The sequence below is a fragment of the Actinomadura sp. genome (genome assembly GCF_044508335.1).
Classification (GTDB): domain Bacteria; phylum Actinomycetota; class Actinomycetes; order Streptosporangiales; family Streptosporangiaceae; genus Spirillospora.
In genome coordinates this window covers 145,688-172,419 of sequence record NZ_JBIQHY010000001.1, presented here as the reverse complement: position 1 = coordinate 172,419, position 26,732 = coordinate 145,688, and the positions used below count along the sequence as shown (strand labels likewise).

23 protein-coding genes are annotated in these 26,732 nt (G+C 73.3%); 13 read left to right on the top strand and 10 right to left on the bottom strand.

Going from position 1 to position 26,732, the window contains the following annotated elements; all coding sequences use genetic code 11:
- Window positions 1-58: 58 nt before the first annotated feature.
- Window positions 59-481 carry an OB-fold nucleic acid binding domain-containing protein gene (locus ACIWVC_RS00830; RefSeq protein ID WP_396447135.1) on the top strand — a complete coding sequence of 141 codons (423 nt, stop codon included), beginning with the start codon at window positions 59-61 and terminating at the stop codon, window positions 479-481.
- 31 nt (window positions 482-512) lie between these two features.
- Window positions 513-1,196, top strand: a complete 684-nt coding sequence (locus ACIWVC_RS00825) for a DUF3159 domain-containing protein (RefSeq protein ID WP_396447136.1) — start codon at window positions 513-515, stop codon at window positions 1,194-1,196.
- Window positions 1,197-1,215: 19 nt separating this feature from the next.
- Here the strand turns inward: ACIWVC_RS00825 and ACIWVC_RS00820 are convergent, their stop codons facing one another.
- Complete coding sequence (locus ACIWVC_RS00820; RefSeq protein ID WP_396447137.1) at window positions 1,216-1,875, bottom strand: potassium channel family protein; 660 nt, start codon at window positions 1,873-1,875, stop codon at window positions 1,216-1,218.
- Window positions 1,875-2,540: a potassium channel family protein gene (locus ACIWVC_RS00815; RefSeq protein ID WP_396447138.1), complete on the bottom strand. Its 666-nt coding sequence runs from the start codon at window positions 2,538-2,540 to the stop codon at window positions 1,875-1,877. Before ACIWVC_RS00815 ends, ACIWVC_RS00820 begins: the two co-directional genes overlap by 1 nt.
- 231 nt (window positions 2,541-2,771) lie before the next feature.
- Here ACIWVC_RS00815 and ACIWVC_RS00810 point away from each other — a divergent pair, with 231 nt between their 5' ends.
- Together ACIWVC_RS00810 and ACIWVC_RS00805 are read left to right on the top strand one after the other, a co-directional pair.
- The gene (locus ACIWVC_RS00810; protein ID WP_396447139.1) at window positions 2,772-4,805 is read left to right on the top strand and encodes an APC family permease; all 2,034 of its coding nucleotides are present in this window, start codon (window positions 2,772-2,774) and stop codon (window positions 4,803-4,805) included.
- Entirely contained in the window at window positions 4,786-6,135 is a 1,350-nt protein-coding gene (locus ACIWVC_RS00805; RefSeq protein WP_396447140.1) for a class I SAM-dependent RNA methyltransferase, read from the top strand. The genes ACIWVC_RS00810 and ACIWVC_RS00805 overlap by 20 nt, the downstream gene beginning before the upstream one ends.
- A 36-nt stretch (window positions 6,136-6,171) precedes the next feature.
- Here ACIWVC_RS00805 and ACIWVC_RS00800 read toward each other — a convergent pair whose 3' ends face one another.
- On the bottom strand, window positions 6,172-6,753 hold the full coding sequence (locus tag ACIWVC_RS00800) for a TetR/AcrR family transcriptional regulator (protein ID WP_396447141.1): 582 nt from the start codon (window positions 6,751-6,753) through the stop codon (window positions 6,172-6,174).
- Window positions 6,754-6,849: 96 nt separating this feature from the next.
- Here ACIWVC_RS00800 and ACIWVC_RS00795 point away from each other — a divergent pair, with 96 nt between their 5' ends.
- Window positions 6,850-8,298 carry an MDR family MFS transporter gene (locus ACIWVC_RS00795; RefSeq protein ID WP_396447142.1) on the top strand — a complete coding sequence of 483 codons (1,449 nt, stop codon included), beginning with the start codon at window positions 6,850-6,852 and terminating at the stop codon, window positions 8,296-8,298.
- Window positions 8,295-9,473, top strand: coding sequence for a GNAT family N-acetyltransferase (locus ACIWVC_RS00790; protein ID WP_396447143.1), 1,179 nt, complete (start codon window positions 8,295-8,297; stop codon window positions 9,471-9,473). Before ACIWVC_RS00795 ends, ACIWVC_RS00790 begins: the two co-directional genes overlap by 4 nt.
- Before the next feature lie 39 nt (window positions 9,474-9,512).
- Here the strand turns inward: ACIWVC_RS00790 and ACIWVC_RS00785 are convergent, their stop codons facing one another.
- Window positions 9,513-10,541 carry a glycoside hydrolase domain-containing protein gene (locus ACIWVC_RS00785; RefSeq protein ID WP_396447145.1) on the bottom strand — a complete coding sequence of 343 codons (1,029 nt, stop codon included), beginning with the start codon at window positions 10,539-10,541 and terminating at the stop codon, window positions 9,513-9,515.
- 195 nt (window positions 10,542-10,736) lie between these two features.
- Here ACIWVC_RS00785 and ACIWVC_RS00780 point away from each other — a divergent pair, with 195 nt between their 5' ends.
- Both ACIWVC_RS00780 and ACIWVC_RS00775 read left to right on the top strand, forming a co-directional pair.
- Window positions 10,737-11,840, top strand: coding sequence for a hypothetical protein (locus tag ACIWVC_RS00780; protein ID WP_396447146.1), 1,104 nt, complete (start codon window positions 10,737-10,739; stop codon window positions 11,838-11,840).
- A 43-nt stretch (window positions 11,841-11,883) separates the two neighbouring features.
- Window positions 11,884-12,810 (top strand): LLM class F420-dependent oxidoreductase, encoded by a 927-nt coding sequence (locus tag ACIWVC_RS00775; RefSeq protein ID WP_396447147.1) that lies wholly within the window; start codon window positions 11,884-11,886, stop codon window positions 12,808-12,810.
- A 69-nt stretch (window positions 12,811-12,879) separates the two neighbouring features.
- Here the strand turns inward: ACIWVC_RS00775 and ACIWVC_RS00770 are convergent, their stop codons facing one another.
- On the bottom strand, window positions 12,880-14,586 hold the full coding sequence (locus ACIWVC_RS00770) for an MFS transporter (protein WP_396453712.1): 1,707 nt from the start codon (window positions 14,584-14,586) through the stop codon (window positions 12,880-12,882).
- A gap of 173 nt (window positions 14,587-14,759) precedes the next feature.
- On the opposite strand from ACIWVC_RS00770, the gene ACIWVC_RS00765 reads away from it, so the two are divergent.
- Window positions 14,760-15,551, top strand: a complete 792-nt coding sequence (locus tag ACIWVC_RS00765) for a TetR/AcrR family transcriptional regulator C-terminal domain-containing protein (RefSeq protein WP_396447149.1) — start codon at window positions 14,760-14,762, stop codon at window positions 15,549-15,551.
- Here the strand turns inward: ACIWVC_RS00765 and ACIWVC_RS00760 are convergent.
- Window positions 15,548-16,384: a TIGR02452 family protein gene (locus ACIWVC_RS00760; protein WP_396447150.1), complete on the bottom strand. Its 837-nt coding sequence runs from the start codon at window positions 16,382-16,384 to the stop codon at window positions 15,548-15,550. The two genes, ACIWVC_RS00765 and ACIWVC_RS00760, sit on opposite strands and share 4 nt — an antisense overlap.
- A 65-nt stretch (window positions 16,385-16,449) precedes the next feature.
- Between ACIWVC_RS00760 and ACIWVC_RS00755 the strand changes: the two genes are divergently transcribed.
- Both ACIWVC_RS00755 and ACIWVC_RS00750 read left to right on the top strand, forming a co-directional pair.
- The gene (locus ACIWVC_RS00755; RefSeq protein ID WP_396447151.1) at window positions 16,450-17,874 is read left to right on the top strand and encodes a 3' terminal RNA ribose 2'-O-methyltransferase Hen1; all 1,425 of its coding nucleotides are present in this window, start codon (window positions 16,450-16,452) and stop codon (window positions 17,872-17,874) included.
- On the top strand, window positions 17,871-20,414 hold the full coding sequence (locus ACIWVC_RS00750) for a polynucleotide kinase-phosphatase (RefSeq protein ID WP_396447152.1): 2,544 nt from the start codon (window positions 17,871-17,873) through the stop codon (window positions 20,412-20,414). Before ACIWVC_RS00755 ends, ACIWVC_RS00750 begins: the two co-directional genes overlap by 4 nt.
- Before the next feature lie 71 nt (window positions 20,415-20,485).
- On the opposite strand, the gene ACIWVC_RS00745 is transcribed toward ACIWVC_RS00750, so the two are convergent.
- The 4 genes from ACIWVC_RS00745 to ACIWVC_RS00730 form a co-directional block, all read right to left on the bottom strand.
- A complete protein-coding gene (locus tag ACIWVC_RS00745) occupies window positions 20,486-20,749 on the bottom strand; it encodes a zf-TFIIB domain-containing protein (protein ID WP_396447153.1) in 264 nt (87 codons plus the stop codon).
- A gap of 67 nt (window positions 20,750-20,816) precedes the next feature.
- The gene (locus ACIWVC_RS00740) at window positions 20,817-21,716 is read right to left on the bottom strand and encodes a phosphotransferase family protein (protein WP_396447154.1); all 900 of its coding nucleotides are present in this window, start codon (window positions 21,714-21,716) and stop codon (window positions 20,817-20,819) included.
- Window positions 21,717-21,724: 8 nt separating this feature from the next.
- Window positions 21,725-23,461, bottom strand: coding sequence for an AMP-binding protein (locus tag ACIWVC_RS00735; RefSeq protein ID WP_396447155.1), 1,737 nt, complete (start codon window positions 23,459-23,461; stop codon window positions 21,725-21,727).
- Window positions 23,462-23,503: 42 nt separating this feature from the next.
- Window positions 23,504-24,013: an Lrp/AsnC family transcriptional regulator gene (locus tag ACIWVC_RS00730; protein ID WP_396447156.1), complete on the bottom strand. Its 510-nt coding sequence runs from the start codon at window positions 24,011-24,013 to the stop codon at window positions 23,504-23,506.
- A gap of 105 nt (window positions 24,014-24,118) precedes the next feature.
- On the opposite strand from ACIWVC_RS00730, the gene ACIWVC_RS00725 reads away from it, so the two are divergent.
- Together ACIWVC_RS00725 and manA are read left to right on the top strand one after the other, a co-directional pair.
- On the top strand, window positions 24,119-25,261 hold the full coding sequence (locus ACIWVC_RS00725) for an MFS transporter (RefSeq protein WP_396447158.1): 1,143 nt from the start codon (window positions 24,119-24,121) through the stop codon (window positions 25,259-25,261).
- Between the two features lie 338 nt (window positions 25,262-25,599).
- A complete protein-coding gene (gene manA, locus ACIWVC_RS00720) occupies window positions 25,600-26,715 on the top strand; it encodes a mannose-6-phosphate isomerase, class I (protein WP_396447176.1) in 1,116 nt (371 codons plus the stop codon).
- Window positions 26,716-26,732 lie beyond the last annotated feature (17 nt).

The following is a 26,732-nucleotide window of genomic DNA, read 5'->3' as shown; positions in this document are numbered from 1 at the left end:
CCGCTCCCGACCCGGCCGATGGGGTCGATTCGGGTGGGGATGTCATACGCTTCGAGGTATGGACGAGGTTTCGGCCGATACGCCTCCCCGGAACGATCACGGGGGACGCGGGAGCGGCAGGGGCGGTCTGCGGCGCCTCCTGCGGCGCATCACGGCCGGCAACGCCGAGCTCGAGGCCGAGGAACTGCAGAAGAGCACCGGCCACGAGGGCGCGACGCCGATCTCCGACTGCGCCGCGCGCCGGCGCCACTGCGTGGCGGGTACGCTGCGTACCGTGACCCTGCGCCCCCGGGGCGGCGCGCCCGCGCTGGAGGCCGAGCTCTACGACGGCACCGACGTGATCAGCCTGGTCTGGCTCGGCCGCCGCCGGATCGCCGGCATCGACCCGGGCCGCCGGCTGCGCGCCGAGGGGCTGGTCAGCGTGCAGGACGGGCGCAAGGTCATGTTCAATCCCCGGTACGAGCTGCGCGGCGGCTCGTGACCACAGCGGCGACAGTGAGCGAGATGAGCGCGTGAGCGAGACGACAGCGGGCACCACCGGGCGGGAGGCCGCCGCGCACGACACCGTCGAGGCGGCCGTCCGCGCCCAGCTCAACAAGGCGCTCGGCGGCGTCCGCGGCATGCTGGAGGCCGCCGTCCCCACGATCGCGTTCACCGGTGCCTACGTCGCCCTCGACGACATCAAGATCGCCGTCTCGGCCGGCATCGGCGCGGCGGTGCTGCTGCTCCTCGTCCGGATCGCGCAGCGCTCCAACCCGCAGTTCGTGCTGAACAGCCTCGTCGGGATCGCGATCGCCGCGTTCTTCGCGCTGCGCTCGGGCAAGGCCGAGGACGCCTTCCTGCCCGGCATCATGCTCAACGCCGGCTACGCCGCCGCGATGGTCTTCTCGATCGCGGTGCGCTGGCCGGTCGTCGGCTTCATCATCGGCTCGGTCACCGGCGACCCGACCGCGTGGCGCGCCGACCGCGGCATCGTGAAGCTGTGCTCGCGGCTCACCTGGCTGCTGGTGCTGCCCTGCGCGGCGCGCGTCGCCGTCCAGTACCCGATCTACCTCGCCGACGGCGACCAGAGCGGCCTGCTCGGCACCGCCAAGATCGTGATGGGCTGGCCGCTGCAGGTCGCCGCGCTGGCCGCGATGGCGTGGCTGCTCGCCCGCGGCCGCACCCCCATCGAACGCGAGGAGCCCGCCGGCTGACCGGCGGGCCCCTCCCCGGTCACCGCCCGCCGAGGAGCGCCGCGAGCTCGTCCTCCACGTCCTGGCTGGCCACGAACATCAGCTCGTCGCCCGCTTCGAGGGTGTCGTCCGACGACGGGACGAGCACCCGCCCCTCCCGCAGGATCGCCACGAGCGCGGTGTCGCGCGGCCAGTCCACCGCCCCGACCCGCTGCCCGCCGAGCGGCGCGTCCTCGGGCAGCGTCAGCTCGACCAGGTTCGCCTCGCCCTGCCGGAACGTCATCAGCCGGACGAGGTCGCCGACGCTGACGGCCTCCTCCACCAGCGCCGACAGCAGCCGCGGCGTGGACACGGCCACGTCCACGCCCCACGACTCGTTGAACAGCCACTCGTTGTTCGGATGGTTGATCCGCGCCACCACCCGCGGCACCCCGTACTCCGTCTTCGCCAGCAGCGACACGACCAGGTTGACCTTGTCGTCGCCGGACGCGGCGACCACGACCTGGCAGCGCTCCAGCGCCGCGTCGTCCAGCGCGGAGATCTCGCACGCGTCCGCGAGCAGCCACTCCGCGCGCGGCACCATCTCGACCTTGATGGCCTTCGGGCTCTTGTCGATGAGGAGCACCTCGTGCCCGTTCTCCAGCAGCTCCTGCGCGATGGAGCGGCCCACGGCGCCGGCCCCGGCGATCGCCACCCGCATCAGGCGTCCTCCCCGTTCCGCGCCGCGACGGCGGCGTTGATGCGCTCCAGCTCGTCGGCGCTCGCCATGACGTGCACGATGTCGCCGTCCTGGATCACCGTGTCGCGCTCGGGGACGAGCGCCTCGCCCATCCGCGACAGGAACGCGACTCGGGTGCTCGCGTGCTCCTCCAGCGCGCCGACCTTCTCGCCGACCCACAGGTGCCCGGCGTCCAGCTCGGCGAGGACGACCGCGCCCGTCGGGTCGCGCCACAGCGGCTCGGCGCCCTCCGGCAGCAGCCGGCGCAGGATCTGGTCGGCCGTCCACCGGACGGTCGCGACCGTGGGGATGCCGAGCCGCTGGTAGACCTCCGCGCGGCGCGGGTCGTAGATCCGGGCGACCACGTTGTCGACGCCGAACGTCTCGCGCGCCACCCGCGCGGAGATGATGTTGGAGTTGTCGCCGCTGCTGACGGCCACGAACGCCGACGCGCCCTCGATGCCCGCCTCCGCTATCACATCGCGGTCGAACCCGAACCCGGTGATGCGGCGGCCGCGGAACCCGCTGCGCAGCCGGCGGAACGCCTCCGGGCTCTGGTCGATGATGGCCACCGAATGGCCCTTGTCCTCCAGGATGTGGGCGAGCGTCGAGCCGACCCGCCCGCATCCCATGATCACGATATGCACGGCCGTTCCTTCTTCCGTCCAGGAGGACGCTCCCCCTGTACCCCCGCGCCGGTGCACGGCATTCGTCGCTGCGCCGCCGACGCCGTGCCGCACCCGAGGACCGTTTTCCGTCAATGATCCCTGCGGGCTGCAAACCTACACATCCCCCCAGGCGAGTACTACCCAACCAGCCCCCGAAGGGGCGGCGGCCCCCGGAAGCGCCGTCCGGGCCGAGGGCTAGGCTCTCTTCCCGTGTCCAAGGTCCCGGATCTGGCGAAGCGGCTCCTCCTCGGCCGCGCGCTGAGCAGTTCCCAGCAGCACGAGCAGCTGCTGAAGAAACGGATCGCGCTTCCGGTCTTCGCCAGCGACGCGCTGTCGTCGGTGGCGTACGCCCCGCAGGAGATCATCCTCGCCCTCGGGGCCGGCGGGCTCGTGATGTACCACTACACGCCCTGGATCGCCGCGGCCGTCGTGGTGATCCTGCTGACCGTGGTCGCGTCCTACCGGCAGAACGTCCGGGCCTACCAGAGCGGCGGCGGCGACTTCGAGGTCGCTACCGCCAACCTCGGCGGCAACTGGGGCGTCGTCGTCGCCAGCGCCCTGCTGGTCGACTACGTGCTCACCGTCGCGGTGTCGGTGTCGTCCGGCGTGGAGAACCTCGGCGCGCTGCTGAAGTTCATGCAGCCGCACGAGGTCGCCGTCGCGATCGGCATCGTCGTCCTGCTCACGATCGGCAACCTGCGCGGCCTCAAGGAGGCCGGCGTCGCGTTCGCGATCCCCACCTACCTGTTCATGTTCGCGGTCTTCAGCATGCTCGCGTGGGGCGGCCTCCGCCTGGTCGCGGGCACCGACCTGGAGGCCGAGACCGCGCACTACGAGGTCCGCGGCGACGAGATGGACGTCGCCGGGTTCGCCCTCGTCTTCCTGCTCCTGCGGGCGTTCTCGTCCGGCTGCGCCGCGCTGACCGGGGTCGAGGCCATCAGCAACGGCGTGCCCGCGTTCCGCAAGCCCAAGGGCGAGAACGCCGCCAAGACCCTCCTCGCGCTCGGGCTCGTCGCGATGACGATGTTCGGCGGCGTCACCGCCTTCGCCTACGTCACCGACGCCAAGTTCGCCGAGCCCGACCAGGGCAGCCATCTCGTCGACCCGTCCACCGGCAAGGCCGTCACCGACGCCGACCCGGTCATCGCGCAGGTCGCGCACACCGTGTTCAGCAACTTCACGCCCGGGTTCGCGCTCGTCACCGCGATGACCGCGCTGATCCTGTTCCTCGCCGCGAACACCGCGTTCAACGGGTTCCCGGTGCTCGGCTCGGTGCTCGCGCAGAACCGCTACCTGCCGCGCCAGCTGCACACCCGCGGCGACCGGCTCGCCTACAGCAACGGCATCATCATCCTCGCCACCATGGCCGGGCTGCTGATCTACGCCTACGACGCGTCGGTCAGCCGGCTGATCCCGCTCTACACCGTCGGCGTGTTCGTGTCGTTCACGGTCAGCCAGGTCGGCATGGTGCGGCACTGGAACCGGCTGCTCGCCGACGAGCGGGACGGGGCGCAGCGCCGCCGGATGAAGTCGTCCCGCGCCATCAACGCGTTCGGCGCCACCCTCACCGGCATCGTCCTCGTCGTGGTGCTGATCACCAAGTTCGCGCTCGGCGCCTACATCGTCTGCATCGCGATGCCGCTGCTGTTCCTGCTGATGAAGGGCATCCGGCGGCACTACGACCGGGTCGCCGAGGAGCTGGTGCCCTCCGGCGAGGACGTCGCGCTGCCCGCCCGCAACCACGGCATCGTGCTCGTCTCCAAGATCCACAAGCCGACGCTGCGGGCGCTCGCCTACGCCCGCGCCACCCGCCCGTCCACGCTGGAGGCGGTGACCGTCGCGGTGGACGCCGAGGAGTCCCGGCAGCTCCAGGAGGAGTGGGAGGCCCTCGACGTCCCCGTCCCGCTGAAGATCCTCGACTCGCCGTACCGGGAGATCACCCGGCCCGTCCTGTCCTACGTCAAGAGCATCCGGCGCCGCAGCCCCCGCGACGTCGTCACCGTGTTCATCCCCGAGTACGTCGTGGGCCACTGGTGGGAGCAGCTGCTGCACAACCAGAGCGCGCTGCGGCTGAAGGGGCGGCTGCTGTTCCAGCCGGGCGTCATGGTGACGAGCGTCGCGTGGCAGCTGCGGTCCTCCGACCGGCTCAAGGGGCGGGTCGAGCCGCCCGGCCCGGGCTCGTCCCGGCGCCCGCCGCGGACCGGGGCGCGCTCCGGTGCCGGTAATGTTTCGGATCGTGACTGAACTCGAACCCGACGTCCTCGAACTGGAGGTCGGCAACGTCGCCAACGGCGGTTTCTGCGTCGCCCGGCACGAGGGCCGCGTGGTCTTCGTCCGGCACGCCCTGCCCGGCGAACGGGTGAGAGCCCGCGTCACCGACCGGACGAAGAACTTCCTCCGCGCCGACGCCGTCGAGATCATCGAGGCGTCCCCGGACCGCGTGGAGCCGCTGTGCCCGTTCGCCGGGCCCGGCCGCTGCGGCGGCTGCGACTGGCAGCACGCCTCCCTGCCCGCCCAGCGGGCGCTGAAGGCGGCCGTGGTGGAGGAGCAGCTCCAGCGCCTCGCGGGCATCACCCGCACGGTGACGGTCGAGGAGGTCCCGTACCCGGTCGACTCCGAGGTGGCGCCCCCGCCCGGCCTCGGCTGGCGCACCCGCGTCCAGTTCTCCGTCGTGGGCGGGGCCGTCGGGCTGCGCAGGCACCGCTCCCACGACATCGAGCCGATCGACGAATGCCTGATCGCGCACCCGGGCGTCGAGCTGATGGGCATCGAGCGCAAGCGCTGGCCGGGCGCGACCGGCGTCGAGGGCATCGTGTCCGCGACCACCGGCGACCGCCTCGTCGTCCTGCGCGGCCGTGACCGCCGCAAGATCAGGGTGCCGCGGCTGGACGTCCCGGTCCGCCTCGTCCGCGGCAAGCCCGAGCCGGGCGCGTCCCTCCCGTACGTCCGCGAGGAGGTCTCGGGGCGGCTGTACCAGGTGAGCGGCAGCGGCTTCTGGCAGGTCCACCCGGGCGCCGCGCAGCTGCTCGCCGACGCCGTGCTGGACGCCCTCGAACCCAAGCCCGGCGACATCGCCCTCGACCTGTACTGCGGCGTCGGCCTGTTCGCCGGCGTCCTCGCCGACCGCGTCGGCCCGGACGGCCTCGTCGTCGGCGTCGAGTCGGACGGGCAGGCCGTCCGCGACGCCCGGCACAACCTGCGCGACCTGCCGAACGTGTCGATCGAGCGCGGCCCGGTCGAGGAGGTCGTCGCCGACCTGGAGTTCGGCCGCGCCTCCGCCTCGTCCCGCACGCAGAACAAGCGCGGCGGCGGCCACCACCGCGGCGAGCGCGTCCGCCGCGCCGACGTGGTCGTCCTGGACCCGCCCCGCACCGGCGCGGGCCGCGACGTCGTCGAGCACATCACCCGGCTCGCCGGCCGCAAGATCGCCTACGTCTCCTGCGACCCCGCCACCCTGGCCCGCGACCTCGCCTACTTCGGCGAGCGCGGCTGGACCCTGGAGACCCTCCGCGCCTTCGACGCCTTCCCCATGACGCATCATGTCGAGGTTCTGGCGGTGCTGGTCAGGGGCTGAACATCGGGTCTGACCTGCGGAGACGATTCTCCGGGGTCAGGTCCCGGGAGGCCGGACCAGCGGCAGGAAGATCGTGTCGACGATCTCCTCGATGACGGCGTCGGGCACGGGGGCGAAGGTCAGCAGGATCTCGTGCCGCAGCAGGTCGAACGGCAGGCTCTTGATGCGGTCGGTCAGGCGGTCCGGTTCGATCTCGCCGCGCCGGACGGCGCGGTCGTAGATCGTGTCGAGGGCCTCGGCGCGGCCCGTGACGGCGGGGTCGTGCAGCTCGCCGAGGTCCTCGCCCACGTCCCGGTGGTAGCCCGCCAGGGCTCCGTAGACGAGGGTGATGAGCCGGACGCGCGTCGTGCCGATCTCCCGCATCAGGGACACCAGGTCGTCCCGCAGGCTGCCGGTGTCGGGGACTTCCAGCAGTGACTCCCGGAGCACGTGGGCGATCGCGGCGCGGACCAGCTCGTCGCGGTCGGACCAGCGGCGGTAGAGCACCGGTGGGCTGGTGCCGGCCCGCCTGACCACGGCGTCGATCGTGAACCTGGCGTAGCCGTGCTCGGCGAGCTCGTCCCAGGCCGCGTCGAGGAGCGCCTTCTCCAGCGCGGCCCCGCGGCGCCGCTCCGCCATCCGCCCGCCTCCTTTTTAGAAAGAGTTGCCTATCTCATCGTAGCGGCCTACGCTGAGGACCGTTAGATAGAGAACTCTTTCTAAGGATGGTCCTCCGTGAGCCTTCCCCGAGACGCGGCGGCCGCGCCTCCGGTACCTGAGCCCGAGCGCGTCGACCCCGCCGTGCGGCGCATGGCGGTCACCCTCATCACCGGCGCCCTCGCCGTCGTGTTCGACACGACCATCGTCACCGTCGGCCTCGACGACCTGGCGGCCGACCTGCACACGTCCCTGTCCACGGTCCAGTGGGTGAGCACCGCGTACCTGCTGGCGCTGTCCGCCGCCGTCCCGGTCGCCGGATGGGCCCAGTCGCGCTTCGGCGGACGGCGGCTGTGGATCATGGCCCTGGGCGGCTTCCTGGCCGGATCGGTGCTGAGCGCCCTGGCGTGGGACGCGGCGAGCCTCATCGCCTTCCGCGCCGTCCAGGGCGCCGCCGGCGGCCTGATGATGCCGCTCATGGTCACCCTGCTCGTGCAGGCCGCCGGGGGGCGGAACATCGGCAGGGTCATGGCCGTGATCACCGTGCCCACCGCGCTCGGCCCCGTACTGGGCCCGGTCCTGGGCGGCCTCATCCTGCACCAGGCCGACTGGCGCTGGATGTTCTACTTCAACATCCCCTTCTGCGCCGCCGGCGTCTGGCTCGCCCGGCGCAACCTGCCCGACGACCGGCCGTCGGCCGAGGAGCCGCCCGCCGGCCTGGACGTGGTCGGCCTGTCGCTGCTGTGCCCCGGCACCGCCGCGCTCCTCTACGGCCTCTCCCGGATCCAGAGCGGCGCGGACCTCGCCGCCGCCCATGTCCTCGTCCCGCTGCTCGGCGGGCTCGCCCTGGTCGCCGCCTTCACCGCCCGGACGCTGGCCCGGCCCGCGGGCGCCCTGATCGACCTGCGGCTGTTCCGCCACCGTGCGGTGGCCTCCTCCTCCGCCCTGCTCTTCCTCGGCGGCCTCGGCCTGTACGGCGCGATGCTGCTGCTGCCGCTGTACTTCCAGCAGGTCCGCGGGCAGGACGCCCTGGGCGCCGGTCTCCTGCTCATCCCGCAGGGGCTCGGCGCGCTCCTCGCGCGGGGCGTCGCGGGGACCTGCGTCGACCGCTTCGGGCCCCGCCGGGTCGCCGCCGTCTCCTTCGCCCTCGTCGCCGCGGCGACCGTGCCGTTCGCGTTCGTCACCGCCCGTACCGGTGATGTCCCGCTCATGGCCGCGCTGTTCGTCCGCGGCGCCGGCCTCGGCGCCGCCATGATCGCGCCGGCCGGCGCCGTGTACGCCGGCCTCGGGCGCCACGAGATCCCCGACGCGAGCATCATCAGCCGAGTCGCCCAGCAGCTCGGCGGTTCCGTGGGCATCGCCGTCCTCGCCGTCGTCCTGCAGAGCGGTGCCGGGACCGCCCGCGGGCCGGAGGCCCAGGCCGCCGGGTACGGCCACGCGTTCTGGTGGACCGCGGCCCTCACCCTCGCCGCCCTCCCGCTGTGCCTGGCCCTGCCGGGCCGGCGGGGGCATAACGTGGACCCGTGATCGAGATCAGGGACGTCCCGGAGTCCGACGCCGAGCGCATGGTCGACCTCGCGGGCATGGTGTTCCATGCCCGCGTCGACGACCGCGAGCGCGACGCCTGGAGGCCCCGCCGCTCCGAGCGCATCGGCGCCTACGACGGCGAGACCCTGGTCGGCCAGCTCGCGACCCTCCCGATGCGCCTCGCCGTCCCCGGGGCGTTCCTGGACTGCTCGGCGGTCACCTTCGTCGGCGTGCTGCCGACCCACCGCCGCCAGGGGATCCTCACCTCCCTGATCGACCGCATGCACCGCGACGCCGTCGCCGCCGGCCGTCCCGTGGCCGCGCTGTGGGCGTCCCAGGGCGCCATCTACGGCCGCTACGGCTTCGGCCTGGCGACCCGCGCCGCCGTCCTGGAGGTCGACAGCTCCCGCCCGCTGGACCTCCGCACGGCGCCCGACCCGCGCCCGCTCCGCCTGGTCGACACCGCCTCCGCCCCCGAGGTCCTCGACCCGATCCACCGGCGCGGCCTCGCCGCCCGCCCGGGCGGGCTGGTCCGCGATCCCGAGTGGTGGACCCGCTCGATCCTCCGCTCGGTGGACGACGAGGCCGCGGGCTTCACCGAACCGCGCGTGGTGGTCCACCCCGCCGGCTACGCCGTCTACCGCGCCGACGAGAACAAGACGATCAGGGTCGTGGACCTGGTGGGCGAGACGCCCGAGGTGGAGGCCGCCCTCTGGCGCTACCTGGCGTCGATCGACCTGACCTCGCGCATCCACGCCCCGAGCCGTCCCGTGGACGACCTGCTCCCGTACATGGTGACCGACCCCGACCAGGTGACCGTCAAGGAGAACTACGGCGCCCTCTGGCTCCGCCTGGTCGACGTCCCGGCCGCGCTCCGCGCACGCGAATGGGCCACCGAGGACACCTTCGTCCTGGAGGTCGAAGACGCCCGCATCCCGTCCAACAGCGGCCGCTGGCGCCTCACCGCGGGTTCCGAGCCCGCATGCGAACCGACGACGGACTCCGCCGACCTGGTGCTGACCGCCGCCGACCTGGCCGCCGTCTACCTGGGCGGCACGACCCCGATGACCCTCACCCGGGTCGGGGCCGTGACCGAACGGACTCCGGGCGCCGCGGCCCGCCTGACCGCGGCCCTGGCCGTCCCGCTGGCCCCCTACATCAACGACGACTTCTGATCGCGTCGGCGAAGCGGGGGCCGTTCGCGATCCCCCCGGCTACCGCCAGAAGAAGACCTTCGCGCTGCCGTCCGTGATGGTCGCCGGGGAATCGCCGTGCTGGATGAGCTGGAAGCGCACCCGGTGCCCGGACCGGACGGTGTCGGCGGGGAGGCCGTAGACCAGGTTCATCGTGTCGCCGACCGAGCGGAAGTCCTGGACGGGGCCGGCCTCGTACTTGCTCGTGTCCTCGATCTCGACCTCGATGGCGCGGGCCTGGATGAGGGTGCCTTCGGGGACGCCGGTCACGGTGGCCGAGACCATCAGGCTGTAGCGGGCGGAGCCGGTGAGGAGGCTCGGGCCGCCCGGGTTGTTGTGCTGGTGCTCGGTGTCGGAGTACTCGTGGTCCCAATCGACGTTCGTCCACTTGCCGGGGGGAAGCTGCTGCTCGGTGTCGGTGCCGACGGACACGTAGTCGGGCATGTCGTCGTCTCCCTCGGGCGAGACGCCGACGCGCCACTGCCCGTAGTCGCTCTTCACGGCGCGGTCGTAGTCGACGCCGACGCCGTTGACGGTGTGGTCGTTGGAGTACTGCTGGAGCTGGGCGCGGGCGTCCCAGCGGCCGCCCGACCAGGCGTACGTCTGCCAGCCGTAGGTGATCTTCCGGGCGTCGAACGCGCGCTTGACCGGGCCGTAGCCGCCGTAGAGGCCGACCCGGTCGCGGCCGAGGACGCTCGCCGCGCCGTCCAGGTAGGCGTTGATCTCGTCCTGCTGGGAGGCGGAGGCGTCCCAGTCGGCCGCGAAGTAGACGGGGCGGTCGTCCGGCATGCCGCAGGCGGCGGCCTGGGCGGCGGCGTCCCTGGCGTCGGCCGCGCCGGCGGAGCGCCCGGCCAGCGGGCGCTTCGCGGTGCTCTCCCAGACGACGACCAGCCAGATGCCCGCCTTGGACAGCTCGTCGGCCTCCTTGCGGGTGAGGTTCTTGCCGGTCGTGTCGTGCGACAGGTAGCGGCACGCGAACTTCGCCCCGGCCCGCTTCAGCGCGGCGGCGCCGGGGCGTCCCCACGCGTAGTCGACGCCGAAGACGGCCATGTCAGCTCCATCGGTCGGGGATTCGGTTTTGGCCGATTCAACAGGCTTCGCCCTTTACGTCGCAGCAAATTAGACATGTTCGTGCCGTCCCGGGCGGCCCGCGGCGACACGCCGCCGGGGCGCTAGGCGGCCGCTCCCCGGGTCGCTACAACGGACGTGTCCGCAACGAATCCGCAGGCCACGGGGGGTCTCATCATGGTCTGGACACTGCAGAGGCGCGGTCTGGCGCTGCTGGCCGCGGCGCCGCTGCTGGGGGCGCCGGCGGCGGCCTACGCCGACGGCCCCGGCCCGACCGCGCACAAGGGGGACAAGGGGAGCGACTCCCGGCCGGCTCCCAGACCCAGAACGCATGCCAAGCCCAAGCCGCATGGCAAGCCCAAGCCGCACACCAAGTCCGAGACGCATGCGAAGCCCAAGACGCATGCGAAGCCCAAGGCGCACACAAAGCCCAAGGCGCATGGCAAGTCCGAGGCGCATGCGAAGCCCAGAACGCACGCGAAGCCCAAAACGCACGCGAAGCCCAAGGCGCATGGCAAGCCCAAGGCGCACGCGAAGTCCGAGGCGCACGCGAAGCCCGAGGCGGTCGTGCTGCGCACGAAGAGCCCGAAGCAGGCCGTCGTCCCCGGACGCACCTACGAGTGGGCCTTCACGGTGACCGCCAGGGGGCCGAAGAAGTCCGGCAAGGCGGTGTTCAGGACGACGCTGCCGAAGTCGCTGGCGTTCGTGTCCGGGGAGAAGCACTGCGAGTCCGCCGGACGGAAGGTCGTGTGCGACCTGGGCACCGTCAAGAAGGGGCACCGGGCCGCCGGCGCCATCAAGGCGAAGGTGTCGCGGCACGCCGAGCCCGGCCAGACGATCAGTCCGCGCGGGACGGTGACGTGGGGCGGGGCGCGCGCCGCCCGCAGGTTCCCGGCGGTCCGCGTCGCGCGGACCGCCGACCTGGCGCTGGCGAAGACGGCTCCGGCGACGGCGCGGAAGGGCGCGAAGATCCCGTTCACGCTGCGGGTCCGCAACCTCGGCCCGGCCGCGGCCGGCGACGTGACCGTCGAGTCCCGGGGGCCGATCGAGATCGTCGGCGGGGACGCGGCGTGCGTTCCGCTGGGGCGCGCCTACCGCTGCGCGGTCGGGTCGCTCCGGGCCGGGGAGTCGCGGACCCTGCGGCTCACGGCCGTGCCGCGCGGGAACGTCCGGGCCGGGACGGTGCTGGAGTCGTCCTGGACGGCGGCCTCGCCGGTCACCGACACCGACCGGGCGAACAACCGCGCCGTCCTCCGCACGAAGATCACCAAGCGGCGCTGACCCGGTGGCGCGAACGGGTCCGCCGGGGTACCAGGATGGTGTCATGCGTCTTCGGATCTTCACTGAGCCCCAGCAGGGGGCGAGCTACGACACGCAGCTGGCGGTCGCCAAGGCGGCCGAGGACCTCGGCTTCGACGCGTTCTTCCGGTCCGACCACTTCGTCAAGATGGGCGACGTGTCCGGCGAGCCGGGCCCGACCGACTCCTGGGTCACGCTGGGCGCGCTGGCCCGCGAGACCGGCCGGATCAGGCTCGGCACGCTGGTGACGGCGGCCACGTTCCGGTACCCGGGGCCGCTGGCCGTCGCGGTCGCGCAGGTCGACCAGATGAGCGGCGGCCGGGTCGACTTCGGGCTCGGCACCGGCTGGTTCGACCAGGAGCACACCGCCTACGGCATCCCGTTCCCGAGCCTGGGGGAGCGGTTCGAGCGGCTGGAGGAGCAGCTCCAGATCCTCACCGGGCTTTGGGGGACGCCCGCGGGCGAGACCTTCTCGTTCAGCGGCGCCCACTACACGCTGACCGACTCGCCCGCGCTGCCCAAGCCCGCCCAGGCGGGCGGCCCGCCGATCATCATCGGCGGGTTCGGGGCGAAGCGGACGCCGCGCCTCGCGGCCCGCTACGCCGACGAGTACAACGTCCCGTTCCACAAGGTGAGCGAGACCGGCGAGGCGTTCGGCCGGGTCCGCGCCGCGTGCGCCGAGGCCGGCCGGACGAAGCCGCTGGTGTACTCCGCCGCCCAGGTCGTGTGCTGCGGGCGGGACGAGGCGGAGCTGAAGCGCCGCGCCGACGCGATCGGGCGGGAGGTGTCCGAGCTGCGCGAGAACGGCCTGGCCGGGACGCCCGGCGAGCTGGTCGACAAGATCGGCCGGTTCGGCGAGCTGGGCGCCGAGCGCGTCTACCTGCAGGTCCTCGACATGCACGACCTGGACCACCTGGAGCTGCTGGCCGCGGAGGTCATGAGCAAGGTCTGACGTGCGGGGAGGCCCGCGGCAGGGAGCGTTCCGTGCCGCGGGCCCCTCTCGCCCGGTCGGGCTCGCCCGTCAGGCGGCCTCCTCCTGCGGGCGCGGATGCATCGGCAGCAGGAACGCCGCCGCGAACGCCAGCCCGAGCATCCCGACCTCGACCCACAGTGTGATCTTCATGGCGTCGCTGAAGCCGGCCTTCGCCGAGTGCTCGCCCGCCTGCGCGACCGCCTTCTGCACGGCGGGCGCCGACTGCGGCACGGCGGCGACGGCGGCCCGGACGTCGTTCTGCATCCGGTGGCAGGACGCGGGGACGGCGACGGCGTCCTTGGCGGTGGCGCGGTCGTGGCCGCAGTCGCGCAGCCCGGACACGATCCGGTCCTGCAGCGGGGCGGGGACGGACGCGGCGGCCAGCTCCCGGCGCAGCGCGGGCGCGCCGTCGTCGGCGGCGGCCGCGACGTGCCCGCCGAGCAGCCCGAAGAAGATCGTGCCGAGGACGGCGGCGCCGAGCGCGCTGCCGAGCTGCTGGACGGCGGTGACCGTGCCGCCCGCCGACCCGGTCTCCTCCGGCTCGACGCCGGCGATGACGGTGTCGAAGAACGGGGCCATCAGCATGCCCATGCCGAGGCCGGTCACGGTCAGGGCGGGGACGAGCTGCCAGGCGGTGACGTCGGTCCCGGCGTACTGGAGCGTGGCGTAGGCGCCGGCGATGCCGGCGGCCATGACGGCGGTGCCCGCGTGGATCACCTTGCGGCCGAAGCGCTGCAGGGCCTGCGCGACGCCGAACCCGATGATGATGCCGATCGACCAGGGGATCTGCGCGAGCCCCGCCTTGAACGGGGTGAAGCCGAGCCCCAGCTGGAAGAACAGGGCCAGCACCAGGCCGAGGCCCGCGACCCCGGCGAAGAACACCAGCCCGAGGACGAGGCCGCCGGAGAAGCCGCGCTTGCGGAACAGGCTCGGCACGATCAGCGGGTCGCCGCCGGCCCGCTGCTTGCGGGTCTCGTACCAGGTGAAGACGCCCCAGACGGCGAGGGACGCGGCCATCATGAGGAAGGTCCACAGCGGCCAGTCGTGCTCGCGGCCCTGGACGAGCGGGTAGATCAGCAGGCCCGCGCCGACCGAGGCCAGGGCGGCGCCGGTGAGGTCCAGGCGGGTCGCGTGCTCGGCGCGCCCCGCGGGCAGGAACCTCAGCCCGGCCAGCACGGCGGCGGCGCCGAGCGGCAGGTTGATCAGGAAGATCATCCGCCAGCCGGTGCCGAGCAGGTCGGCGTCGATCAGCCAGCCGGCCAGCACCGGGCCGCCGACCGACGACAGGCCCATCACCGGGCCGAACAGCCCGAACGCGGCGCCCATCTCCTTGGCGGAGAACATCTGCTTGATCATCCCGATGCCCTGCGGCAGCATCAGCGCGCCGAACAGGCCCTGCATGGCGCGGGCGCCGACCAGCATGCCGGGGGAGACCGCGCCGCCGCACAGCAGCGAGCCGATCGTGAAGCCGGCGGCGCCGATGACGAACATCCGCTTGCGGCCGTAGAGGTCGCCGAGGCGGCCGCCGGTGATGAGCCCGACCGCCATGGACAGCGTGTAGGCGGCGGCGAGCCACTGGATGGTGGCGGCCGATCCGCCCAGCTCGGCCCGGATCGTGGGGGCCGCGATGTTGGTGATCAGCGCGTCCAGCATGTCCATGATCTCGCCGGCGAGGATCACGAACAGGGCGATCCAGCGCCAGCGGTAGCCCGCCTCCGCGGTGTCCCGCGCACGGGAGGTCAATGTCTCGGTCATCGTGGTCTCCGCATCATCGAACGATGTTCGTAATTACGAACGCTGTTCTATAGCCGAACGTCGTTCGTGTCAAATACGATGTTCGTTGTTCGGCCGAACTTCTCTCGCCAGTAGAGAAGATATATCGCGTTTCGCGATAGTCAAGATGTATCGCGAGATTGGGAGGATCCGACGTGGCCACCGCACGCCCGGACAAGCCGGCGCCCGGCCTGCCGACGCCGCCCGGACGCAGGCCGCGCAGGGCCGCGCCGCCGAGGCGGCCGCTCACCCAGGAGGCCGTCGTCGAGGCGGCGATCGGCGTCCTGGACGCCGAGGGCCTGGAGGCGGTGACCATGCGCCGCGTCGCCCAGGAGCTGGGCACCGGCCCGGCGTCGCTGTACGCGCACGTGTCGGGCAAGGAGGAGCTGCGCGAGCTGATGCTCGACCGCGTCGCCGCCGAGATCAGGCTCCCCGAACCCGACCCGGCGCGCTGGCAGGAGCAGCTGAAGGAGCTGGCGCGCGAGATCCGCCGCGTCTACACCTCGCACCGCGACATCGCCTTGGTGTCGATGGGCCTCATCCCGACCGGCCCCCACCTGCTGGACGTCGCCGAGGCGCAGCTCGCGCTGATGCGGGCGGGCGGCGTGCCGAAGAAGATCGCGGGCATGGCCGTGGACACGCTCGGCATGTTCCTCGACGCCGACGCGATCGAGGGGACGGTCTACTACGCGAAGGCGCCCGCCGGCGAGGACCCGCACGAGTTCTTCGAGGCGTACTTCGGGCAGTTCAGGGAGTACTTCGCGGCCCTGCCGAAGGACCGGTACCCCACCATCACCGGGATGGTCGAGGAGCTCACCGACGCCGACGACGACGGACGGTTCGAGTTCGGGCTCGACCTCCTCGTCCGGGGCATCGCCTCCTACGTGAAGGACGCGGACCGCGCGGAGGACGGGGACCGCGCGGAGGACGCGGGGAGCGCCGGCTAGGCGAAGTCCCCGAAGGCGTCCTCGAAGGCCGCCTGCCGCGGGGAGCCCTTCGCGGTGTCCCACACCGCGAAGACGACGTGCTCGAAGCGGCCGGCGAACTCCCCGCCCGGCCGCAGCGGCCCCGCGAACGCCTCCGCGACCTCGGCCGGGTCGTTGCGGAACACGCCGCAGCCCCAGGCGCCCAGGACCAGCCGGCCGTGCCCGTGGGCCAGCGCCACCGCGAGGACCTTGCGGGCGCGCAGCCGCAGCACCGCGCGAATCCGCTCGGCGTGGGCGGGGTCCCGGATCGCGCCGCGGTTCGGGGCCGGGGACGTCAGGAACGCGACGCGGTACGGGGCGTCCAGCAGCCGCCCCGCGTCGTCGCGGAACACCGGCACGCCCGGCGAGTAGATCATGTGGTCGCTGTAGAGGAGGTCGCGCTGCGCGCGGTGGAAGTCGTAGAACTCCCTGGCCGACAGCAGCGACCTGTACAGGCCGGACGAGCGCGCCAGCCCCTCCTCCTGGGCGTGCGCCCCGTTCAGGAAGCCGCCGCCCGGGTTCTTCGCGGACGCGAAGTTGAGCGCGAGCGGGACCGCGCCGCCGCCGCACAGCCGGCGGGCGGCGGCGAGGGTCGTCTCGCCCGTCACCTCGACGCGCGTCCCGGCGCCGGCCCCCGCGGGCGGCCGCTCCAGGAGCGCGTCCAGTTCGTCCGGCCGGTACAGGACGGTTCCCTCGACGGCGCGGGCGAGGTCGCCGGCGATCGAGACGGCGCGGCCGGAGGGCGCCGTGTAGCCGCCGCGTTCGAGGATGGCCACGGTCTCCTGCGCGGTCATCCGGCGGGGGTGTCTGCTCATGTCGTGCGGCATTCTTCCGGAAAAACAAATGCGGATCATCTGGTTATGTCCGCCACACTGGGCGCGTGCTTCTGACGATCACCACGACTCTGGACCAGGCGACGGACCTGGGATTCCTGCTGCACAAGCATCCCGATCGGGTGCAGCGGTTCGAGCAGTCCTTCGGGACGGCGCACGTCTTCTACCCCGAGGCGGACAAGCGGCGCTGCACGGCGGCGCTGCTGCTGGACGTCGACCCGGTCAAGCTGGTGCGCACGCGCGGCAAGGGCACGCCGGACTTCTCCCTCGGCCAGTACGTGAACGACCGCCCCTACGCGGCGTCGTCCCTGCTCGCCTCCGCGATGGCGAACGTCTTCCGCACCGCCATGCGCGGGCGGTGCGCGGCGCGTCCCGAGCTCGCGGAGTCGCCGATCCCGCTGGAGATCGTCCTGCCGGCGCTGCCGTGCCGGGGCGGGCCGGGGCAGGCCGAGCGCTTCTTCGCGCCGCTCGGCTGGGACGTGTCGGCGGTGCCGGTCCCGCTCGATCCGGAGTTCCCCGAATGGGGCGACTCCCGGTACGTGACGCTCACGCTGACCGGGACGACGCGGCTCGCCGACGCGCTCAACCAGCTGTACGTGCTGCTGCCCGTTCTGGACGACGCGAAGCACTACTGGCTGGCGCCGGACGAGGTCGACAAGCTCATCCGGGCCGGTGCGGGCTGGCTCGCCGCGCACCCCGGCCGGGGCGCGATCACCCGCCGCTACCTGGCGAACCGGCGCGGGCTGGTCCGCACCGCGCTGGGCCGCCTCGCCGACGCCGAGGACGCGCCCGACGAGGAGCTCGACCCGGTGCAGGTCGAGGAGGAGCCGGCCGCCGAGAGCGGCGAGAGCGAGGAGAACGACGGGAAGGCGGTCTCCCTCGCCGAGCACCGCCTCCAGGCCGTCGTGCAGGCGTTGCGCGACGAGAACGCCCGGCGCGTCATCGACCTCGGCTGCGGCTCGGGGCGGCTGCTCGCGCGGCTGCTCAAAGACGACTTCTTCAGCGAGGTCTCCGGCGCGGACGTCTCGCACCGCGCGCTCGGCCACGCCTGGCGGCGCCTGCGCTGGGACGACCGGCAGCGCCGCGACGGCCGGGTCGGGGACGTCTTCCAGGGCGCCCTGACCTACGCCGACGAGCGGTTCGGCGGCTACGAGGCGGCCGTGCTGATGGAGGTCATCGAGCACATCGACCCGCCGCGCCTGCCCGCCGTCGAGCGGGTGGTGTTCGGGCACGCCGCGCCCCGCGTCGTCGTCGTGACGACCCCGAACGCCGAGCACAACGTCCGCTACGAGGGGCTCGCCCCCGGGGCGATGCGCCACTCCGACCACCGGTTCGAGTGGACGCGGGCCGAGTTCCGCGCCTGGGCCGGCCGGGTCGCCGAGGCCCACGGCTACCGCGTCCGCCACGTGCCCGTCGGCGACGACGACCCCGAGGTCGGCGCGCCCACCCAGATGGGGGTGTTCACCCGATGACCGAGATCAAGATCCCGGAGATGGGGCTGGTCGTGCTGGTCGGCGTGACCGGGTCGGGCAAGTCCCACTTCGCGCGCAAGCACTTCGCGCCCACGCAGGTGGTCTCGTCCGACTTCTGCCGCGGGGTCGTGTCCGACGACGAGAACGACCAGTCCGCGACCGGCGACGCGTTCGACCTGCTCCACTACATCGTGGCCAAGCGGCTCCGGCGCGGGCTGCTGACCGTGGTGGACGCGACGAACGTGCAGAGCAGGGCGCGGCAGGCGCTGCTGCGGATCGCCAGGGACCACGACGTCATGGCGGTCGCGATCGTCCTCGACGTGCCCGAGAGCCTCGCCGCCGAGCGGAACGCGGCCCGCCCCGACCGGAACCTGCCGCCGCACGTGATCCCGCGCCAGCGGCGCGAGCTGCGGCGCGGCATGCGGGAGCTGACCCGCACGTTCCGCCGCTGCCACGTGCTCACCGGACCGGACGAGATCGACGCCGCGACGATCGCCTACGAGAAGGCGTGGAACGACAAGCGCGAGCTGACCGGCCCGTTCGACATCGTCGGCGACGTGCACGGATGCCGTGCGGAGCTGGAGGACCTGCTCACCGGCCTCGGCTACGAGATCGAGCGGGACGCGCTGGGGCGCGCCGCGGGGGCGCGCCACCCCGGCGGGCGGACCGCGGTCTTCGTCGGCGACCTCGTCGACCGCGGGCCGGACTCGCCGGGCGTGCTGCGCCTGGTGATGGGCATGGTGGCCGCCGGCGACGCGCTGTGCGTCTCCGGCAACCACGAGGTGAAGCTCGTCCGCGCCCTGCGCGGGCGCAAGGTGCGGGCGACGCACGGCCTCGAGGTGTCCCTGGAGCAGTTCGCCGCCGTGGACGACGGCTTCCGCGAGAGCGCGCTGGCGTTCATGGACGGCCTCATCAGCCACTACGTGCTGGACGGCGGCCGCCTGGTCGTGGCCCACGCCGGGCTCAAGGAGGACTACCACGGCCGCTCGTCGGGGCGGGTCCGCTCGTTCGCGCTCTACGGCGACACCACGGGGGAGACCGACGAGTACGGGCTCCCCGTGCGGTATCCGTGGGCCCGCGACTACCGGGGCAAGGCCATGGTCGTGTACGGGCACACGCCCGTCCCGGAGGCGGAGTGGGTCAACAACACCATCTGCCTGGACACCGGCGCCGTGTTCGGCGGGAAGCTGACCGCGCTGCGCTACCCCGAGCGCGAGCTGGTGTCGGTTCCGGCGCGGCAGGTCTGGTACGAGCCGGCGCGACCGCTGGAGAGCGCGTCCGCCAGGCCCAGGGACAACGACGTCCTCAACATCGGCGACGTCCTCGGCAACCACGGGGTCGAGACCCGCCTCATGGGCCGCGTCGCCGTCCGCGAGGAGAACGCCATGGCCGCGCTGGAGGTGATGAGCCGGTTCGCCGTGGACCCGCGCTGGCTCGTGTACCTGCCGCCCACCATGGCGCCCGCCGACACCTCGCCCCTGCCCGGATATCTGGAGCATCCGGCCGAGGCCCTCGCCGCCTACCGGGACAAGGGGATCACCCGCGTCATCTGCGAGGAGAAGCACATGGGCTCCCGCGCGGTGGCCGTCGTCTGCCGCGACGCCGCCGTCGCCGCGGCGCGCTTCGGCGTGGACGACGGGACGGCCGGCGCCGTCTACACCCGCACCGGGCGCTCGTTCTTCCGCGACCCGTCCCGCACGGCCGAGGTCCTGGACCGGCTCCGCGCCGCGATCGGCGGTGCCGGGCTGTGGGACGAACTGGACACCGGATGGCTCGTCATCGACGGTGAGCTGCTGCCGTGGTCGGCCAAGGCCATGGACCTGATCCGCACGCAGTACGCGGCGGCCGGCGCGGCGGCCCGCGCGGCGCTGCCCATGGCGTCCGGCGTCTTGGCGCGCGCCGGGGAACGCGGCCTCGACGTCGGCGGCCTCCGCGAGCACATCGACCGGCGCGCCGCGAACGCGTCCCGGTTCCGGGACGCCTACGCGCGCTACTGCTGGACGGTCGACGGGCTCGCCGGGCTGCGGTTCGCCCCGTTCCAGATCCTCGCGGGGGAGGGCCGCTCGTGGGCGGAAGCGCGCGGCCACGAATGGCACATGTCCGCGGCGGAGCGCCTCGCGGAGAGCGACACGAGCGGGCTGGTCCGGCGGACGGAGTCGGTGACGGTCGACCTGGGGTCGCCGGAGTCGGAGTCCGCCGCCACCGCATGGTGGGAGAAGCTCACCGCCGCGGGCGGCGAGGGCATGGTCGTCAAGCCGCTGGGCCCGTTCCCCGATGACGCGAAGATCCAGCCGGGCGTCAAGTGCCGCGGGCGGGAGTACCTGCGGATCATCTACGGCCCGGACTACACCGAGCCGGGCAACCTGGACCGGCTGCGGCGCAGGTCCCTCGGCCGGAAGCGGTCGCTGGCGATGCGGGAGCACGCGCTCGGCGCCGAGGCGCTCGCCCGGCTCGCCGCCGGGGAGCCGCTCTGGCGCGTCCACCAGGCGGTCTTCGCCGTCCTGGCGCTGGAGTCCGAGCCCGTCGACCCGCGCCTGTAGGCGAGTGCCCATAGGCGCGTGCCCATAGGCGCGTGCGGCCCGCCTCGCCGGGCGGGCCGCGGCGCGCCGGATCAGGTCGAGAACAGCATGTGGAAGACGCTGCCGTGGTGGGGGCGGTGGTGCCCGTGGTGATGGTGGTGCACCGAAGGTGCGGGCGCGCCCCATCCCGGTGCCGCGGCCGGCGGCGGAGCCGCCCGGTACTGCGACTCCATCTGGCTGAGGGCCTCCAGTTCGCCGTAGTCGAGGAAGATGCCCCGGCAGCTGTCACATTGCTCGATGTGGACGCCGCTGCGGGTGTAGGTCCGCATCACGCCACGACACTTAGGGCAGTGCATCGCCTTGTCGTCCTTCCGGTATGGATCCCCAGCTAGAGGCTAAATGTAGGGCAGGTTTCACGCCACGTCATGCCGCGTCCCCCGCCGCGGATATTCTCGTGCAGGCGTCGATCATCGCCTGCTCCGGCCCGTCGAGTGCCCGATCTTCCCTCCCCGCGGATATGACGCACGTGGCGGCGATCTGGATCGCAAGACTTCGTGCGGGTATGTCCAGGCTTGTCCATGGGTCGCCCTGTGCGGGGACGGCCGGGCCGCCGGCCGCGGTGTACGCGCCCAGGAACCGCTCCCACTCGTCCGAGGGGAGGACTCCGGCAGAGTACAGCGCCGCCGGGCGGGCGAGATCCCAGGCGGGGTCGCCGCGCCCCATGTCCTCGATGTCGATGAGCCGCCACCGCCCGTCCCTGACGCGGACCATCTGGCCAAGGTGCCAGTCTCCGTGGATGAGGCGCTCCGCCGGCGCGGGGGGCTCGTCCTCCTCACCGCGGATCCACGCGGGAAGGGTCGCGAACGCGCGCCGCACGGCGTCCTCGGCGGGACCGCCGCCCAGCCGGGCGACCAGGCGGGCCACCCGCGCGGGACGTCCCCAGGGCGGCGCCCCGGCCGGGACGCCCGCCGAGTGCAGCGCCGCCAGCAGCCGGGCGCCCTCCTCCCAGGGGAGCGCTCGGCCCGGGTCGACCGGCTCGCCGAACGGCGAGACCGTGACCGTCCTGCCGTCCACGGTGAGGGGCGGGCCCAGCGGGGCGACGACGAGGCCGGTGAGCGCGCCCGCCAGCCGTATCCGCCCGAGGAACGCCGGGCCGTGCTCGCGGTCGGCCTGGTGCGCCTTCACCACCACGTCGCCGACGCGCACCACCAGCACGCCGTGCCGGTCGTACAGCAGCTCCGGGGGCGTGGCGGCGCCGGCCGAACGGCGCCCGATCTCGGCGAGCCGCGCGAAGAGCGCGGATCGGGCGGTCTCGGTCTCCACCCGCTCAGTCAACCACTCTGGGCCGATCCCATCCGGCTCTCCGGGGCCTCCGCGAACTCGTCCCGCAGCCGCTGCCGGACGACCTTGCCCAGCAGGTTCCTGGGCAGTTCCGTGCGCGGACGGAACTCGGACGGGACCTTGTAGTGCGACAGGTAGCGCTCGCAGTGCGTCCGCAGCTCCTCCGCCGAGAAAGGGTAGGCGGGGTGCTCGACCACGTGCGCGACGACGCGCTCCCCGCGCCGCGGGTCCGGCACGCCGACCACGGCGCAGTCGTAGACGGCGGGATGGCGGCGCAGCACCTTCTCGACCTCGGTCGGGAACACGGTGAAGCCGTTCACCTTCATCATGTCCCGCATCCGCTCCAGGATGGTGATGAAACCGTCCTCGTCCATCACGGCGATGTCACCCGTGCGCAGCCAGCCCTTCGACAGGGTCTGCGCGGTGGCGAGCGGCGCGTTCCAGTAGCCGGCGAAGACCTGCGGGCCGCGCACGACGAGCTCGCCGGGCTCGCCGGGCGGCAGCACCCGCGTCGGCTCGTCCTGGTCGACGATGACGACGTCGGTCATGGGCAGCGGCAGCCCGACCGTCAGGTTCCGCGCGGTGCCGTCCAGCGGGTTCCCGGTGACGGCGGGGGACGCCTCCGTGAGCCCGTAGCAGTTGATGAGCCCCTTCGCGCCGAGCCGCTCCAGCCGGTCGATCGTGCTCTGCGTGAGGCTCATCGCGCCCGAGATGAAGACGCGCAGCGACTGCAGGTCGGACGGCCGGAACCGGGGGCTGTCGAGCACCTGGTCGTACAGCGTCGGCACGCCGGGGAAGATGGTCGGCCGGTACTTGCGGATCGCGCGCACCACCCGGTCGCAGTCGAAGCGGGGGAGCAGCACCACCGCGCCCGCCGTCATCACCGGCGCGACGAGGCAGCTCATCAGCCCGAACGAGTGGAACAGCGGCAGCACCGCCAGCGTCACGTCCTCGCCCGGCCGCCGCCCGCCGACGTCCCAGGCGTGCTGCTGGCAGGCGTTCGCGATGAGGTTCCGGTGCGTCAGCATCGCGCCCTTCGGGCGCCCCTCCGTCCCGCCGGTGTACTGGATCGCCGCCAGGTGCCGCGCCGGGTCGACGGGCAGCTGCCGCACCGGCTGCCGCGCGGGGCGCTGCAGCTCCTTGAACGGGACGACGCCCGGGTCGTGCGGCACGTCCGCGGTGATGGCGGCGCGGCGCCGCTGCATCTGCACCAGCGGCAGCCGCAGCGCGATCCGCCGGGACGCAGGGAGGTAGTCGAGCAGGGACGTCACGACGATGTGGTCCAGCCGCAGCCGGGACCGCACCGCCCGCACCGTGGCGAAGGAACGGTCCAGCACCACCGCGACCCGCGCGCCGCAGTCCGCGAGCTGGCGGAGCATCTCCTCCTCGGTGTAGAGCGGGTTGTGCTGCACGGCGATGGCGCCCCGGCGCAGCACCCCGTAGAACGCGATGACCTGCTGCGGGCAGTTCGGCAGGATCAGCGCCACCCGGTCGCCGGGCTGGACGCCGAGCCGGTGCAGCCCGTCGGCGAAGCGGTCCACCGCCTCGCGCAGGTCGCGGTAGCAGATCTCCCGCCCGAAGAAGATCAGCGCCGGCTTGCGCGGATAGTGAGCGGCGGCATCGTCGAGCAGCCGAGTGACGGGGATGTCCGGGATGTCGAGATCGACGGGAACACCGGGCTGATACCTCCGTCGCCAGGGCTTGGAACGCAGTGACGAGTGCCACATAGCGCACGATTCAACCATTTCTCGGGCGTCCGCGCCGCCGCTTCACTCCCCGGGGGGCGTCCGGCGGGTCCATCCCGCGGAGGCCGTGACCGTCCGGGCGCCGTCCGCGGGCGGCGCGACGGCGCGGCCCTCGAAGGCGGTCGACAGGACGATGTGCGAGTTCATCTCGCCGTGCTCGCCGAGCCGCTCCAGCAGTCCTTCGAGGTGCGGCATCGACGCGACCCGCACCCGGAGCATCGAGCACCAGCTGCCGCTCAGCTTGTGGATCTCGGTCACCTCCGGCAGGTCCTCCGCGGCGGTGGTCTTCAGCAGGCAGCGGCCGAGGGCGCAGCGCATCTGCACGAACGCCGTCAGCGGCTGCCCGACCCGCGCCGGGTCGACCTGCGCCCGGTAGCCGGTGATCACTCCGGACTCCTCCAGGCGCCGCACCCGCTCGGCGACGGCGGGGGAGGAGAGGTTGACCAGCCCCGCCAGCCGGCTGAACGAAAGGCGGCCGTCCCGCTGCAGCTCGGCGAGGATGCGCCAGTCGGTCTGATCCAGCTCGCGATCCATGATGAAAGTCCTTCCCGGGAAACTCCTTCCAAACTAAAGGCCGAAGCCGCCGAATGCCATCGACCTCCCCTTCAGAAGGCGGATCGACGTTCATAGCGTTAAGGGATGACCAAGCGATCCGGCCCCATGGCGGCCTTGTGCTCGGGCGCCGCCCTGATGAACGCGTCCATGGCGGTGACGAGCGCGACCGGCACGCTGGTCGCCGCGGACCGGCTCGGCGCCGGCTGGGGCGGCGTGCCCAGCACCGCCGGGATCGTCGGGACGGGCGCCGGCGCGCTCGTGCTGACCAGACTGGCCCGCCGGCTCGGCCGCCGCGCCGGCTTCCTCCTCGGCTACGCCGCGGCCGCGGCCGGCGCCTGCCTGGCCGCCGCCGCGGTCGCGGCCGGGGACGTGGCCGGGCTGTGCGCCGGGATGCTGCTGCTCGGCCTCGGCAACGCGGCCGCCCAGCTCTCCCGGTACGCGGCGGCCGACCTGCACCCGCCCGGCCGGCGCGGCTTCGCCATCGGGCTCGTCGTGTGGTCCGCGGCGGCCGGCGCGGTCGGCGGCCCGCTGCTGCTCGACCCCTCCGGCGTGCTCGCCGGCCGCGCGGGCCTGCACCCGCTGACCGGCCCGTTCCTCCTCGCCGTGCTCACCTGCGCGACCGCCGCCGCGGCGGTCACCGGTACGCCGCGCGGGCGGACGGCGGCGCCGGCGGCGCCGCCGCTGCGCCGGCTGATCCGGACGCCGGCGGCCCGCTCCGCGCTGGCGGTGATGGCGACGGCGCAGGTCGTGATGGTCGCCGTGATGACCGCGGCCCCGGTGGACATGCACATGCACGGCGACGGCCTGGACATGGTGGGGATGACCTTGTCCGCGCACACCCTCGGCATGTTCGCCCTGTCGCCCGTGACGGGCCGCCTGTTCGACCGCTTCGGCGCCCGCCCCGTGATCGTCGGCGGGCTGGCCACCCTGGCGGCGTCCACCGGCCTCGCCGCCGTCGCGACCGGCGGCCTCGGCCGTCCCGTGGCGCTGTTCCTCCTCGGGTACGGGTGGAACCTGTGCTTCGTCGGCGGCAGCGGGCGGCTCGCCCGCGACCTCCCCGAGGCGGAGCGCCCGCACGTCGAGGGCGCCGTCGACGCCGCCGTCTGGACGCTCGCCGCCGCCGCGAGCCTGCTGTCGACCGTCGTCCTGTCGGCGGGCGGCTACGGCGTCCTGGCCTGGACGTCCTGCGCCCTGGCCCTGCTCGCCCTCGCCGGGCGGGCGCGCTGACCGGTCAGATGCGTCCGGTGCCGCGGCAGACGTTGCATCTCTCGTGGGTGGCGGTGCTGGTTCCGGTCCCGTTGCAGCCGGGGCACGACCGCGTCGCCGGCTTGTTGTGCTTGCCCACGTCCACCACCTCCCCGGCGTTCATCCTAATGGGGCGCGGCCCGCCGGGCGCCGTCCCCGCCCAACAGTTCGAGGGCGGGACCGCCGGAGGTTCATCCGGAATGTCGTGTTGATCACGTGCCCAGGACCCCGCGCCCGCGGATGTCCGGCGCTTGTACCCTGTTCCCCACGAGCGCCGACCTCCCGATGTGGCGCACCGAGTGAGGAGAACCCGCGGGTTGGTGCCCCTGCCGCTGTCGACCGTGATCCGGCCCTACGAGTGGGGGTCGCGAACCGCGTTGCCGGAGCTGCTCGGCACCGAGCCGACCGGCGGCCCGCAGGCGGAGCTGTGGGCGGGCGCGCACCCGGCCGCCCCCTCGTCGGTGGACGGCACCCCCCTCGACGTCCTCATCGGACGCGACCCGGCCGGGATGCTCGGCGCGCCCTCCGTGGACCGTTTCGGCCCCACGCTGCCCTACCTGCTCAAGGTGCTGGCCGTCGAGAAACCGCTATCTCTCCAGGTGCACCCGACCGCCGAGCAGGCGGAGGCGGGCTTCGCCGCCGAAGAGGCGCGCGGCATCCCGATCGACGACCGCGCCCGCACCTACAAGGACCCCTTCCACAAGCCGGAGATGGTCTGCGCGCTCACCGACTTCCACGGCCTCTGCGGCTTCCGCGACCCCGCCGAAACGGCGGCGTTCCTCGAAGACCTCGCCGTCCCCGAACTCGGCGCCTGGATCACGGCCCTGCGCACCGCGCCGCCCGCGGAGGCGCTCCGCACCGTCCTGACCGAGGTCCTGGACGAGCGCTCCCGCCCCGTCCTGGCCGCGGTCGAACCCGCCCTCACCGGCGTCTACGCCGACATCGCCCGCGCCCACCCCGGCGACCCCGGCATCCTCGCCGCGCTCCTGCTCAACCACGTGCGGCTCAAGCCCGGCGAGGCGCTGTTCCTCGACGCCGGCGTGCCCCACTCCTACCTGGGCGGTCTCGCGATCGAGGTCATGGCGAACTCCGACAACGTCCTGCGCTGCGGCCTCACCGGAAAGCACATCGACATCCCCGAACTCATGCGCGTCGTGGAGTTCGTCCCCTCCGCCCCCGCCCGGGTCGAACCGGAGGGCAACCTGTACCGCTCCTCCGCCGAGGAGTTCGTCCTCGTCCGCCACGACCTCACCGACGACCCGGAAGAGCTGCCCGCCGGCCTCCCCCAGACGCTCCTCTGCGTGGAGGGCGAGGCCCGGCTCTCCTCCCTGCCCCTCGCCCGGGGCGAAGCCGCGTTCATCCCGGCCGGAGCACCGGCCGCCGCCCTCACCGGCAAGGGCACGCTGTACCGCGTGCTCCCGGGGATCGGGTCATGACGGTCCTCGCCCTCGAC